At 36.3% G+C, this 13,834-nt stretch carries 16 protein-coding genes; 14 read left to right on the top strand and 2 right to left on the bottom strand.

Features of this window, described 5'->3' with window-relative positions; all coding sequences use genetic code 11:
* The first annotated feature begins 152 nt into the window (after positions 1-152).
* Both K0A91_RS03680 and K0A91_RS03685 read left to right on the top strand, forming a co-directional pair.
* Positions 153-1,028 carry a HAMP domain-containing sensor histidine kinase gene (locus tag K0A91_RS03680; protein WP_295008273.1) on the top strand — a complete coding sequence of 292 codons (876 nt, stop codon included), beginning with the start codon at positions 153-155 and terminating at the stop codon, positions 1,026-1,028.
* A complete protein-coding gene (locus K0A91_RS03685) occupies positions 1,022-1,348 on the top strand; it encodes a hypothetical protein (RefSeq protein ID WP_295008275.1) in 327 nt (108 codons plus the stop codon). The genes K0A91_RS03680 and K0A91_RS03685 overlap by 7 nt, the downstream gene beginning before the upstream one ends.
* Before the next feature lie 214 nt (positions 1,349-1,562).
* Here the strand turns inward: K0A91_RS03685 and K0A91_RS03690 are convergent, their stop codons facing one another.
* Both K0A91_RS03690 and K0A91_RS03695 read right to left on the bottom strand, forming a co-directional pair.
* A complete protein-coding gene (locus K0A91_RS03690) occupies positions 1,563-1,703 on the bottom strand; it encodes a hypothetical protein (protein WP_295008277.1) in 141 nt (46 codons plus the stop codon).
* Positions 1,704-1,718: 15 nt separating this feature from the next.
* Positions 1,719-2,927 (bottom strand): MFS transporter, encoded by a 1,209-nt coding sequence (locus K0A91_RS03695; protein ID WP_295008279.1) that lies wholly within the window; start codon positions 2,925-2,927, stop codon positions 1,719-1,721.
* A gap of 120 nt (positions 2,928-3,047) precedes the next feature.
* Between K0A91_RS03695 and K0A91_RS03700 the strand changes: the two genes are divergently transcribed.
* The 12 genes from K0A91_RS03700 to K0A91_RS03755 all read left to right on the top strand — a co-directional run bounded on the left by K0A91_RS03700 (position 3,048) and on the right by K0A91_RS03755 (position 13,829).
* Positions 3,048-3,431 (top strand): flagellar protein FlaG, encoded by a 384-nt coding sequence (locus tag K0A91_RS03700; protein WP_295008281.1) that lies wholly within the window; start codon positions 3,048-3,050, stop codon positions 3,429-3,431.
* 135 nt (positions 3,432-3,566) lie between these two features.
* A complete protein-coding gene (locus K0A91_RS03705) occupies positions 3,567-4,805 on the top strand; it encodes an argininosuccinate synthase (protein ID WP_295008455.1) in 1,239 nt (412 codons plus the stop codon).
* Positions 4,806-4,823: 18 nt separating this feature from the next.
* Positions 4,824-5,561 carry a ferredoxin-thioredoxin reductase catalytic domain-containing protein gene (locus K0A91_RS03710; protein WP_295008283.1) on the top strand — a complete coding sequence of 246 codons (738 nt, stop codon included), beginning with the start codon at positions 4,824-4,826 and terminating at the stop codon, positions 5,559-5,561.
* Positions 5,562-5,570: 9 nt separating this feature from the next.
* On the top strand, positions 5,571-6,017 hold the full coding sequence (gene rplI / locus K0A91_RS03715) for a 50S ribosomal protein L9 (protein WP_295008285.1): 447 nt from the start codon (positions 5,571-5,573) through the stop codon (positions 6,015-6,017).
* Positions 6,018-6,109: 92 nt separating this feature from the next.
* A complete protein-coding gene (hslV, locus tag K0A91_RS03720; protein WP_295008287.1) occupies positions 6,110-6,655 on the top strand; it encodes an ATP-dependent protease subunit HslV in 546 nt (181 codons plus the stop codon).
* Positions 6,652-7,980 (top strand): HslU--HslV peptidase ATPase subunit, encoded by a 1,329-nt coding sequence (gene hslU / locus K0A91_RS03725; protein ID WP_295008289.1) that lies wholly within the window; start codon positions 6,652-6,654, stop codon positions 7,978-7,980. Before hslV ends, hslU begins: the two co-directional genes overlap by 4 nt.
* A gap of 8 nt (positions 7,981-7,988) precedes the next feature.
* Positions 7,989-8,891, top strand: a complete 903-nt coding sequence (era, locus tag K0A91_RS03730; protein ID WP_295008291.1) for a GTPase Era — start codon at positions 7,989-7,991, stop codon at positions 8,889-8,891.
* A complete protein-coding gene (locus K0A91_RS03735) occupies positions 8,888-9,853 on the top strand; it encodes a L,D-transpeptidase family protein (protein ID WP_295008293.1) in 966 nt (321 codons plus the stop codon). Before era ends, K0A91_RS03735 begins: the two co-directional genes overlap by 4 nt.
* 13 nt (positions 9,854-9,866) lie before the next feature.
* Positions 9,867-11,180, top strand: coding sequence for a M99 family carboxypeptidase catalytic domain-containing protein (locus K0A91_RS03740; RefSeq protein WP_295008295.1), 1,314 nt, complete (start codon positions 9,867-9,869; stop codon positions 11,178-11,180).
* The gene (locus tag K0A91_RS03745; RefSeq protein WP_295008297.1) at positions 11,177-12,730 is read left to right on the top strand and encodes a hypothetical protein; all 1,554 of its coding nucleotides are present in this window, start codon (positions 11,177-11,179) and stop codon (positions 12,728-12,730) included. Before K0A91_RS03740 ends, K0A91_RS03745 begins: the two co-directional genes overlap by 4 nt.
* On the top strand, positions 12,727-13,368 hold the full coding sequence (locus tag K0A91_RS03750) for a hypothetical protein (RefSeq protein ID WP_295008299.1): 642 nt from the start codon (positions 12,727-12,729) through the stop codon (positions 13,366-13,368). The genes K0A91_RS03745 and K0A91_RS03750 overlap by 4 nt, the downstream gene beginning before the upstream one ends.
* Complete coding sequence (locus K0A91_RS03755; protein ID WP_295008301.1) at positions 13,365-13,829, top strand: hypothetical protein; 465 nt, start codon at positions 13,365-13,367, stop codon at positions 13,827-13,829. The genes K0A91_RS03750 and K0A91_RS03755 overlap by 4 nt, the downstream gene beginning before the upstream one ends.
* The last annotated feature ends 5 nt before the right edge of the window (positions 13,830-13,834 follow it).

Here is a 13,834-nt window from a genome sequence, read left to right on the forward strand (position 1 = left end):
CGTTACAAAATCAAGCCTAAACCATAAAGCACGCAGTTATAAATGGCAAATTAAAGTAAATCAGCCAAAAAACTGTAAAATTACAGGCAATGGCTAAAATCAGTTTTTTAAAAAGTTAGAAAATTGAGGTTAGAAGGTGTTGGCTTGGTTGCTTGATTGAATTTGCAAGTGGCTCTCTTGATAAAGATTTCTTTTTTAAAGGTTCAAACTCCTACTATATCTCGTCGGTGAAACCGCACCATCTCGGAGCTGCTTACAGCGTTATTGAAAAGAAGAGAAAACCCATAGACATTTTAAACGATCTAATTATTACGGCCTTAATTATCATTACCATTACAATCATAACCTCATTTTTTCTGGTAAAACTTGTTCTAAGACCACTAAGGGACAACCTGCGCCTTCTTGACAACTTTATAAAAGAGACAACGCATGAGCTAAACACTCCAATTACAACCATTCTTGCAAATATTGAGACGCTTGACTCAAAAAGCTGTGATGAAAAATCTATGAGAAAACTCCAAAGAATCAAAACGGCTTCTACCACCATCTCCAATCTCTATCAGGATTTGGTATATCTGCTATTAAACCACCAAATCTCATCGCAAAACGAAGAGCTGAATATATCTGAAATATTAAACCAGAGACTGCACTACTTCTCACAGGCGGCAAATGTTAAAAAATTAAATCTGCATGTAGATATCAAAGAGGGTGTCTGCTTTAATGCAGATAGGCAAAAAATAGAGCGTTTAATAGACAACATTCTCTCAAATGCCATAAAATATACAAACATATCAACGACTATAAAAGTTGTTTTGACACAGCACGCTTTTAGCGTTTCAGATGAAGGCAAAGGTATGAGCCAAGATGAGATAAGCACTATTTTTCAAAGATATCGCCGTTTTGATAAAACACAGGGCGGCTTTGGAATCGGATACAGCATCATAAAGTCAATCATTAATGAGTACAACATAAAAATCAACATAGAATCAGAACCTAGCAAAGGAACAAAGGTAACATTAACATGGTAAAAATCATACTCTTAGCGGTAATCTCTTTAACTTTTTTAAATGCCTCTTCGTTTGAGGAGAACTGTTTAAACTGCCATGGAAACGATTTTAAGTTTAATATGATGATGAAGAAATATACTCAAAAATATAGCAGCGAAAAAAGAATAAAAGAGGCTATTTTTAATTACCTCAAAGAGCCCACTTCTGAAAAGTCAGTTCTTCCGTATGAGTATATAAACAGATTCGGCACAAAAGAAAAAACTACGCTAGATGATGAAACATTAAGAGAGATGATTAATGTCTATTACGATAGATTCAACCTCCGCTCTAAAATCTACTAGTTATCTCCTAGTGTTACGCATTAAAACGAACTCGTCCGTTTTAATGGCAGGGACAGATGTCCCCTGCAACCCGCTAAAGCTACGAAAAACTTTGTTTTTCGAGAACTACAAGGCATTTTACGCACTTTTATGAAAAGTGAGTAAGGTCAGTTATCTCTTAAATATCTTTATAACAAGCAACACAACAGCGCCTATAACCAAACCTATGACTAAATCATTGATTATTGCAGGAACTCCCTCTATAAAATTGTGGTGAAAAAAGGCTGTTTTTTTGCGTGGCAACTTTGCTTGCAACTGCTACATCATCTGAGAGCATTGCTATATCGTCAAGCAGTAAAAAAATTCCTGATGTCATATATTTTTTCTTTATTTAAATTTTTACATCTTTTAAATTTTGTGTTTTAACTATCCATGCAAAGTAAAACGCGCCTATAAAAAATCCCGCTCCTATTAAAGAAGTTATAAACTCCGGCGAGTAGTCGTTTGTTGCCAAAAAACCAATCATAAATGAGGTAAACGCTGCCGAACTCAAAAACAACATGTCATTATATGCGACTATCCTGCCGTAATATTTCTGTTCAATGTTTTTTTGAAGAAGCGTATATGTGTATGACCATAATGTAGTAGTAAAAAGCCCCACAATAACGCTTGCAATTAGTGACATGTAGAAATCTTTCATAAGCACTGCCCAGAGCCAAATCGCCATAGCCTGAAACACGAAGATATAACTTACTCTTTCGTTACTTATCCATCTGCTTAAAATCATCGGTCCGATTACCAAACCGACAGCTCTTGAGGCATGCAGAAGTCCGAGTGCCAAAGAAGTAGCAATTATGGAAGCATAATATTTATCAACCATTAGAGCAACCAGGGCATCAAAAGCCGTAAGTCCTACAAATGCGTGGATAAGCATTAGATGAAGCGCATGTGGAAACTTCTTCAGATACCTGAAAGTATCACCCATCATCTCAAGCAAACTCTCTTTGCTTTTAAGAAAATCAACCTTTATCTCCAAGCTGTTTAGTAGCCAAAAACCGATGACAAACATAAACGCATCGAGAACAAACGCAACCTTTATGCCAAACCAAAAGACTATAAATCCGCTAAGCGCCATTCCCAAAGTGTATGAAAATGACCAGATAATAGAGTGAAGCTCATTGGCACGCTGAAGTTTCTCTCCCTTTAGCAGTTTGGGCAGAAGCGACATCTCTGCAGTAAAGTAAAAATTTGCCGCCGCCATTTTTATAAAAATCAACATGTACAAAAGCCACAAATCTGAAATCTCATTCACAAAGACTAAGAAGAGTGTTGCAAATATTTCAAATAAAATCAAAATCAGCATAAGTTTTTTTGGCTTCATTTTATCAATTATAGAGCCTGAAAAAGGAGCTTGGATAATGCCTGATAAAAAATGAAGCATTGCGGTAAAAGCCACAATCTCGGCGCCTACTTTCATATCTAAAAGAAGTGTATAAATAGCGACGTTGCTAAACCAAGCGCCAAAATATGCAATCAATTGCACGGCAGAGAGCCGTCTTAACACAGGCTCTGACTTCAATAATTTTATATACTCATTCATAAATGCAAGATTATCATAAATATAAAATAAAAAAAGTTATTTTTTTTCTAAATTTACTAAAGTTATTTTTTTTTGTGTCGATTTGGTCTCTAATAATATTGTTTAAAAGAGGAGAAGGTCATGGATGGCATAGCAAATGTTGCAAGGCAACAGCAGTCACAAATGAGCACAAAAGAGTCTCAAGAAAGAGCGCCTGAGGCACAGCAGATTCAACAGCCTAAACAGGCTGATGTAGTAAGGGAGATTCAAAAAGATAATTCAAGCACATCTGAGAAGATTAATTCAAAAGAGCAAGTAGAGGATTTAGTAGAGCAGCTAAACAGAGCTCTCGCTCCCATGACGACAAATATAAAGTTTGGCGTTGACTCACAAGATATCTTTTATGTATCAGTTATAGAATCTGAAACAAGCAAAATGATAAGAAGATTTCCGGCTGAAGAAGCATTTGGTTTTCTTCCAAAAATGAGAGAAGTGTCTGGTATCTTATTTGATTCAAAAGGGTAATAAAACACCCCTTTGAATCTCTTTCTACAATTTTTATTCTCCTAATAGCTTTTATATCTAATTCCTTTTATGCTAACCATTATTTAATACTTTTTGTAGTAAAATCGCGACAATTATTTTGCTCATAAAGGTTTTATCATGAAAAAAGAAGTTAAAAAAGTAGTTCTTGCGTACTCTGGCGGACTTGACACAAGTATTATATTAAGATGGCTACAAGATGTTTATAACGCAGAAGTTGTGACTTTTACAGCCGATCTCGGTCAAGGCGAAGAGGTAGAACCGGCACGTGTAAAAGCTTTGGCTATGGGAATTAAACCTGAAAATATTTTCATCTTAGACATAAAAGAAGAGTTTGTTAGAGATTACGTATTTCCCATGTTTAGAGCAAACGCTATTTATGAGGGCGAATACCTGCTTGGAACTTCGATAGCTAGACCGCTTATCGCAAAAAAGCAGATAGAAATAGCAAAAAAAGTCGGTGCTGATTCTGTAAGTCACGGAGCGACTGGAAAGGGAAACGATCAGGTGCGTTTTGAACTTGGATATTTGGCGCTTAGCCCTGATATCACCGTTATCGCTCCTTGGAGAGAGTGGGATTTAAACTCAAGGGAATCACTTCTTGCATATGCAAAAGAGCACGGCATAGAAATCTCTCAAAAACATATTGATGAAAACGGCAACCCAAAAGTTTCTCCATACTCTATGGATGCAAATCTTCTTCATATCTCTTACGAAGGTCTGCACCTGGAAAATCCAAACGCTGAGCCGGAAGAGTCTATGTGGCTTTGGACAACTTCACCTGAGAATGCACCTGATGTTCCGGAGTACATTACAATTCAGTACAAAAACGGCGACCCGATTGCAGTTAATGGCAAAGAGATGAGTCCCGCAACACTTCTTGAAACACTCAACAGATATGGCAACAAGCATGGTATTGGAAGAGCTGACATCGTTGAAAACAGATATGTCGGTATGAAAAGCCGTGGATGTTATGAAACACCGGGTGGAACTATTATGCTTAAAGCTCACCGTGCAATCGAGTCTATCACGCTTGACAGAGAAGCGGCACATGCAAAAGACGAGCTTATGCCAAAATATGCAAAACTCATCTATCAAGGATACTGGTTTAGCCCTGAGAGAGAGATGCTTCAAGCAGCTATCGATAAAACACAAGAGCATGTAGAGGGGAGCGTAAGACTCAAACTCTACAAGGGAAATGTAAGCGTAGTCGGAAGAGAATCTATAAAATCACTCTTCAATCCTGAATACTGCACATTTGAAAAAGATGAAGTATATGACCAAAAAGATGCTCAAGGTTTTATCAAACTAAACGCTCTTAGATTTATAATTGCGGGCAAAGCTAGAAAAAAATAAACGCTTAGGGAAAATAGCATGAGTATAATCAAAATAGATATGAATTCACCTGAGTTTCAGGCGGAGATGAAAAAAACTATAGAGTTTACAGATAAAGTAAATAAGCAGTTTGGCTGGGTTTACAATCCACAAGCAGAGGTTAACGAAGGCGTGCAGATGGGTCTTGCGAGAAATAAGATTATGTACGGCAAACGCTTCTGCCCTTGTTTTATGGTTGAAGTTGTTGATGAAAAACCAAGAAGTGTAGAAAATCGTATTTGCCCATGCAAGCCGGCAATCGAAAAAGAGATTCCAGAAGATGGAACATGCCACTGCGGAATCTACTGCACACCTGAGTTTGCTGCAAACAAAAAAGCGGAGATGGGCATTGAAGATGTTGTTCATACTCATTCTCGCGGCTTAACAAAAGATGAAGCGGCGATTTTGCTAAATCAGAGTGAACTAGACGGTGATGAGCTCACATCTCTGCTTGAAGCAAGAAATCTAGGTATGGTAGAGTTTAAATTAGTTGACGTAAGAGAGCACATGGAGTGGCAGATGGGTCACATAAAAGGTGCTGACAAACTTGTTCCGACAAGCAGTTTTTTTGCTGCACTTGATGACGCAAAACTAAATAAAGACGAAAACATAATTGTATATTGTCACGTCGGAAGCAGAAGCGCACACTGTGCTAGAATTCTCTCAGACATGGGATATACGAAAATAGGAAATTTATCATATGGAATAGTTTCATATGGCGGCGAAATAGAGAGATAAGGAAAAACGATGAAAATACTACTGATTAAAGATGTAAAAACTCTCGGCAAAGCAGGCGAAGTCAAAGAGGTAAAAGATGGCTACGGCCAAAACTTTTTAATAGCAAAAGGTTTTGCAAAACATGCAACTACCGAAATTTTGGCTAAGCATAAAGAGGATGAGAGATTGGCAGCAGAAGAGCTTGAAAAAGAGATAGCATCTCTAAAAGAGCTGGCTACAAAACTGGATAAAGCTGAAGTAATAATTACAAAAAAAATTGGCAAAAACGGTCACCTTTTCGGCTCGATTACAAAAGATGAAGTTGCCCTTGCTCTTCAAGAGCAGCACAATATCGAAATTGACAAAAAACATATAACAGATAAAGTTTCAATCAAAACAGTCGGCGAGCATGACCTTGACCTTAAACTAGGTCATGGAATCCACGCAACTCTGCATGTGGATGTTCAGGGTGAGTAAATAAGCCATGTGTTATTTCGTCTCGCCATTAGGCGAAGCTTTAGAGAGGGGAATTTTGCAAAGAATTCACTTCTTTGCAAAAGGAGACAAACTTGTTTGATGCAACTACAATACTTGCATATAAGGGCAAGAACAAAGCAGTAATCGGTGGAGACGGTCAGGTTACTTTTGGAAACAGTGTTCTAAAAGGCAATGCTACTAAAATCAGAACTCTTCATAACGGCAAAATTTTAGCCGGCTTTGCAGGTAGCACGGCTGACGCTTTTAATCTTTTTGACATGTTCGAAGATTTTCTAGAAACTAAAAAAGGCGATATTTTAAAATCTGTCGTCGAGTTTTCAAAAGCTTGGCGCAAAGACAAAGTACTTCGCCGTCTTGAGGCTATGATGATAGTACTCAATAATGAACATATTTTTATCCTTACCGGCAACGGGGATGTAGTCGAGCCAGAGGATGGAGAGATTGCTTCAATTGGAAGCGGCGGAAACTTCGCTATATCTGCTGCACGCGCTCTAAAGCAACATGCCAATCTTGATGAAGAGGAGCTTGTACGCGAGAGCCTTAAAATTGCAGCAGATTTGTGCATCTACACAAACCACAACATTAAAACTCTCACGCTCATCGGAGAAGATAAGTGAATTTAACACCAAAAGAGATTGTTGAATATTTAGACAAGTATGTCATTTCACAAAACAACGCTAAAAAAACTATCGCACTTGCCCTTAGAACTAGATACAGAAGAATGCAGCTCGCTCCCGAGATTCAAGACGAAATAATGCCAAAAAATATATTGATGATAGGCTCAACAGGTGTAGGAAAAACAGAAATCTCAAGACGCTTGGCAAAGATGATGAAAGTCCCTTTTATCAAAGTTGAAACCAGCAAATATACCGAAGTCGGATTTGTCGGACGAGATGTCGAGTCTATGATTAGAGATTTGGTTGTTGCGTCTATTGCTATTGTAAAAGCAGAAAAAGAGGAGCAGAGTAAAGAGAAGATAGAGAACTACGTCTTAAACAAGATAGTAGAGAAGCTTCTTCCCCCTCTTCCGCTTGGTGCGAGCGAGAGCAAAAAAGATGACTACCAGAGACTTTTAAGCGTTATGGAAGAGAGAGTTCTCTCAGGCGAGATGGATGATAAAATCATACTGCTTGAGATTGAAAAGATACATGTAGAATTTAACGATACAAATCTTCCTCCTGAAATGGCAAAAGTTCAAGAGTCTTTCTCTAGGGTGTTCTCTCAAATGAATAAAGAGGATAATAAAAAAGAGGTAACTGTAAAGGACGCAAAAACTATTTTAAAAAATGAGGCTAGCTCGAAACTTCTTGATTCTACACATATACAATCCGAAGCGCTGAGGCGCGCCGAGAGCGGCGGAATAATCTTTTTGGATGAAATTGACAAAATCGCTATAAGCGAAAAGTCACAGGGAAGAAATGACCCAAGTAAAGAGGGAGTTCAAAGAGATTTGCTCCCTATAGTCGAGGGAAGCAGCGTGAGCACAAAATATGGAACGATAAATACAGATCATATACTTTTTATTGCCGCAGGCGCATTTCATCTCTGCAAACCGAGTGATTTGATTCCAGAACTTCAAGGCAGATTTCCGCTAAGAGTTGAACTTGAATCTCTTACAGAAGATACTCTATATAAGATACTCACCCAGACAAAAAACTCTCTCCTTAGACAATACGAAGCCCTGCTGGGTGCTGAAGGAATGAAGCTTATTTTTGAAGATGAGGCGATTAGAGCCATTGCAAAACTGGCTCACAGAGCAAATGAAGTAGCAGAAGATATTGGAGCCAGAAGGCTCCACACCGTGCTAGAGAGAGTTTTGGAAGATGTAAGTTTTGATGCAGATGAGTACAAAGAGAAAGAATTTATAGTAACTGCAAAACTTGTACATGAAAAATTGGATGATGTCGTAGAAAACGATGACTTATCTAGATATATCTTATAGGAAAAAATATGACTAAAGCCGATGTTACTAAAAAAACCCATGCGGGTTTTGTCTCTCTAATAGGTCGTCCAAACGCTGGAAAGAGTACTCTTATGAACTCTCTTTTAGGCGAAAACATCGCGATGGTTAGCCAAAAAGCCAATGCAACTAGAAAAAGATCAAATGCGATTGTTATGCATGAAAACACACAAATTATCTTTGTTGACACTCCAGGATTACATGAGAGAGAAAAAGTTTTAAATCAGTTTATGCTTGATGAAGCCCTAAAGGCTATGGGTGACTGCGATTTGATTGTTTATCTGGCTCCCGTAACAGACAGTGTTGAGTATTATGAAAAATTTTTAAAACTAAACAACTCTAAAATTAAACATATAATAGTATTAAGCAAAATAGATCAGATTACTCAAGAAAAGCTCTTCAAAAAGATAGCTCAATATAGTCAATTTGCAGATTATTTCGAAGCACTTATTCCTATGGCTGTACCTAAGAAAGTCGGCCATAAAGACTTGCTTGAGACTATTTCAAAACTACTGCCTGAGTCACCGTTTCTTTTTGACCCAGAGGATTTGACAAGCGAGCTTGTTCGCGACATATATGCAGGATTTATCAGAGAGGGTATATTTCAAAATGTAAGTGATGAAATTCCGTACGAATCTGATGTTTTAATAGACAAAATAGATGAAGAGAAGAATATAGACAGAATTATTGCCACCATTATTGTTGAAAAAGAGTCCCAAAAAGGGATTATTATCGGCAAAGGCGGAGAAGGCATAAAGAGAATCGGAAAATATTCAAGAGAGAAGATAGAGATGCTTAGCGGGAAAAAAGTTTATCTTGATTTACAAGTCGTTGTAAAAAAGGGATGGACAAAAGATAAATCATATTTACAAGAGATAGGTTACACGTCATGAGATTACTACTACTTATTTTTATAAGCTTAAATTTGTTTGCCGGCGATATATTGACCAGCTATAGAGTTAATGGTACTGTAGATATTGAGAAACAGCTCGATATGGAACTCTCCAAAGAGGAGTATTGGAAAAAGTATTTGGCTGACAAAGATACAAAATTTGGTTATATAGAATCTTACAGCAATGTTTTGACATGTGACAAATCGAAGTCTGCTCTGGATTTCTACTCAGTTGATCAAAATAAAAGTTTTAAATTCAAAAAAACATATAGCGCTTTTACAGGTAAGTTAAAAGGCGATAAAATAAAAGAGGGTGATTTAAGAACTCCGATTGGAATATATCAAATTGTTAAAAAACTCTCGAAAGAGACAAAGCTGGATCCATTTTACGGTCCTTTGGCTTTTGTTACTTCATACCCTAACGTATATGATACCTACAGAGGAAAAAATGGCTCAGGAATATGGATTCATGGTCTCCCTGCAGAGGACAGAGATGAGTTTACCAGAGGCTGCATTGCAATTAGCAACTCAAGTATTGAATGTTTAGACAACGATATCGATATCTCTAAAACTCTTCTTATAATTAATGATTCAAGTATCAAGACGGACATATCTAAAGAGATTCTAACATCCGTACTTGCCCAGTTGTACGCTTGGAGATACGCTTGGATCTATGATGACATAGATAGTTATTTAGGCTTCTACTCGCCTAATTTTGTTAGATTTGACGGAATGGATATTAAAAAGTTCACAAGCTACAAAAGTAGGATTTTTAAAAAAGCAGAGAAAAAGAGCATTATCTTTAATGACATAAATATACTGCCTTATCCAAACAGCGCTAACATTTACCAAATAACATTTAAAGAGTATTATAAATCAGACAGTTTTCAATTCAGTGGCGAAAAAACATTACTTGTAGAGTTTGATAAAAACAGAAAAATTCGCATACTTACTGAAAAGTAAAAAGAAGCACTAGATGAAATATGTTTTTGCAAAACTCCTTTTTATATTATTTCTAGCGCCTCTTTTTTTACATGCAGATGTTCAGCTTATTAAAAAAGAGAACAATGATTCGAATGTTACCCTGCTTGTAATAGGGGGCATACACGGCGATGAGCCTGGTGGATATTTTTCAGCATCAATTTTAGCAACTCACTATAAAATAGACTCAAAAAACCTCTGGATAGTCCCAAACCTAAATCAAGAAAGCATTCAAAAAGATAGCAGAGGTATCAACGGAGATATGAATAGAAAATTTGCCATTGTAAAGAATGGTGATAGAGACAAAAAAACCGTTGATGAGATAAAAAATATTATTACTCAAGAAAACGTCTCATTAGTTTTAAATCTGCATGACGGCAACGGGTTTTACAGAAAGACAGACAAGGGAAATATTTTTAATCCAAATGCCTGGGGACAGACATGCGTAATTGATCAATGCGAGCTAAACATAAATCAGCCATTTGGGAATTTAAATACAATCGCTCTTGAGATTAAAGATAGAATAAACAGAAGGCTTATCGAAGAGCATCATACTTTTGACGTAAAAAATACAAACACAAAGTTTTATGATGAAGCTATGCAGCTATCTCTTACATACTTTGCCGTCACACACAATAAACCTGCTTTTGCAATAGAGAGCAGCAAGAACCTCCCTTCATTGTCACAAAAAGTTTTTTATCATCTTCTTTCAATAGAAGAGTTTATGAATATCATGGGTATCTCCTTTAAAAGAGAGTTTGAGCTAAACGAGCTTGAAATAGATAAAATTTTAAAAAATTACGGAAATTTAACTATAAACAACAATATTTCTATTAATTTAAATGATATAAAAAAATCTTTAAGCTTTATTCCGATAAAATCAGAGAGTAACGTGTTTAAGTTCTCCAGCCCGCTAGGTAGTGTTGCTAGGGAGGGTAGAAGTTTTGTTGTTTACATAGGCAATCAAAAAGTCGCAACTCTTAATCCGCAATATTTCAAAATGGGTGAGTCTTGCTCGGAAGAGTTTGAAGCAGTTGTTGATGGAAAAAAAGTTTCATTGAATAGAGCTTCAGATTTTTTTGTAAATGACGATTTCAGTATCGTCAAAAAAGATAGTTATCGTGTAAATATTATTGGTTACAGAGCGGTGGGTCGTCTTGATGAAAGTGATATCAACGTTAAACTTCAAGATTTTGACAAAAAATTCTCTATTGACGTAAACGAAAAGGTTTACAGGGTAGAGTTTTATAAAAATAATGAATTTTGTTCTATGTCCAAAGTTCATTTTAGACAGGATAATGCAAAATGAGTAAAAAAGAACAGCACTCTTTCTCTAGTGTACTTTCTATCAATCCATACAAAGGCGGATATTTCAGCGCAGTTGCCAGCTCCCTAAAGATTGTTGCGACTCCTATTTATAGCAAAGAGCAGTATGTAATCTCTTACCTTAATACAAAAAGTTTTATTAATAGCAATATTTCTGTTAGTAAAAATATTCCCCAAGATGATTTATACGATGCAATTTACAATAAAGCGTATGATGAGCTTGGACTCGACCAAGCGATTATGTACCAGATTGAGTATATAGAAACTTTTGGCAACCTAGAAGAAGGCAACAGAAGCTTTCATGTATTTATTATTGATCCATTGGCAGTCAACGACATATTTAGAAATGCCGTTGAAAAAGTTAAATATATAGACTATATTATTCCTGCGCCTCTTCTGCTAAAGTCACTCTACTCCAGAGAGATTATACAAGACAGCGGTGTGCACTGTTTCATATATTTTCAGGAGAACGATACGGCTATTACTATATATAGTGAAAAAGAGTTCCTATATACAAAGTCAATAAACTATTCTTTCTTGCAGATGCATGAGAGATTTTGTGAGATACATGGAGAGATGGTTGAGTATGACGATTTTATCAATTTCTTGTCACGTGAAAATCTTAAAAATACTAACAATAGCTACAAAACCTCTGTTATCAAGCTTTATAAAGAGATATTTTCAAATATAAACGATATATTAACTTACGTAAAAAGAGCATTGGACATTGACAAGATTGACTCAGTATACATAGATACAGAGCTCTCCACTCTCACTAAAATAGATGAGATGGCAGAGGTAGAGCTTGGCATAAGAAGTAGCAGTTATAACTTTAACTATGGACTTCTCAGTGAAGAGAGTCATATTGACCATCTTCACTCTCTTATGTATATCTACACTACTCTTCCTGAAAAAGAGAGATATGAGTGTAACTTCACCACATATCACCGCCCTCCAAAATTCACACAAAGAGATAGCGGACGTGCTATCTTATTGGCTGTTGCCGCATTGCTGCTTGCTTTCTTGTATCCAGCAACATATTGGACACTGACATATGCTCAATCACTGCAATATGAGCTTCTAGTAGATGAATACAAAACTGTTCACAATATTAAAGTTACAAGAGAAGCAACTATAAAAAATAAAGAAGCAGAAAAAGACAAAGTCTCAAAACTGCTAGCCCATGAACAGCAAGAGTATGTTGAGAAGAAAAACACGCTTGTAAAAATTCATGAGGTTAAAGTCAATTATCCGATGAAAGCAAATCTGATACAGGTGCTGACTAAGGATTTAAACAGACATGATGTGAGATTAGAGGTCGCTATTTACGCTGAAACTGAAAAAAGCGATAAAGTTGAGGCTTCTAAAGGGTTCAAGCTTGGTCTTGTTGCATCTAATGATAAAAAGATTACTGATTTAGTCAAATATCTAACTAAAACCTATGAAGGAAAGTTTCACTTCTCTATTAATGAGATATCATATAAAGTTGAAGAGAAATTATACTTTGGTGAATTGAGGGTGAATCTATTATGAATTTCAAATTAATGATTGAAGATACCTTACAAAAAATTGACAATTTTTTTAAGGAAAAATCTCAAAAAGATGTCTATATAATTTACATAATGATTGTTGCCGTGTTAGGCGCATTAGCTTATCCATTTTATGAACCATCTGAAAACGAGTTTAATACGGTAAAAGAGAAAGTAACTCAAATTACGGCTAAAATTGATGCTGATAAAATCTACCTAAAAATAAATACCGAAGCTACTATAGCCAAACTTGAGCAAGCTATAAAAGCTTTAGAGGGTGAGTTGGTTGCTCAGGAAGAGACCAATAAATATATTAAAGAGAAGATTGAGACGATATCGTCTTTAATATATGATGAAATTGCATGGGGTAAATATCTTAACTCAATATCTATACGTGCTAAAGAGCATAATATAAAGATTATTAACTTTACAAATACATATTCGCTAAATAATGACTCATCATTTGGTCATGTCTTGGATATCGCACTTGATGTCAAGGGTAGTTATTTGGGCACAATCAAATTTATCAACTCTTTAGAGCAAAGCGATCTTGTTGTTGATGTCAACAACATAGATATCAAAGCGCAAGATACTTTAAATACAAAACTTGCTATTTCAGTTTGGGGGATTACTTACAAATGAAAACAATATCAATAGGACTGTTCGCAGTTATTTTAAGTACTTCTCTTTTCGCTGGTGAGCTTGAGTGGGTAGATGAGCAGATAGAGGCGATAAAACCGCCAAGGAAAGGATATTCTATTTCAGGAATCAATGATCCCTTTGTTTTCTTAGAGAAAAATAAACCTAAATCCAAAGACAAAGGCGCTTCTTCTTCAGCGCCTCGCGCAAAAGTTGCAACAGCAAAGTCTGCTTCTGGCGTGAAAAAAGATGAAGGTGTGAAAAAAAGCGGCAGCTTTGAGTTAAGTACGATTATCAACTCATCGGCTTTAATTAACGGAAGCTGGTACAAAAAGAGTGACGTTATAAACAGCTACACTATCTCTGATATTAGCAAAAATAGCGTAACCCTGAAAAAAGGTGATAAGTTACTTATCTTATCAACTGTTACCAAAAAACAAACTCTAAAATTCAAAAATAAGTAGGGCAG

The organism is Sulfurimonas sp. (genome assembly GCF_019429335.1).
In the GTDB taxonomy this organism is placed as follows: Bacteria; Campylobacterota; Campylobacteria; order Campylobacterales; family Sulfurimonadaceae; genus Sulfurimonas.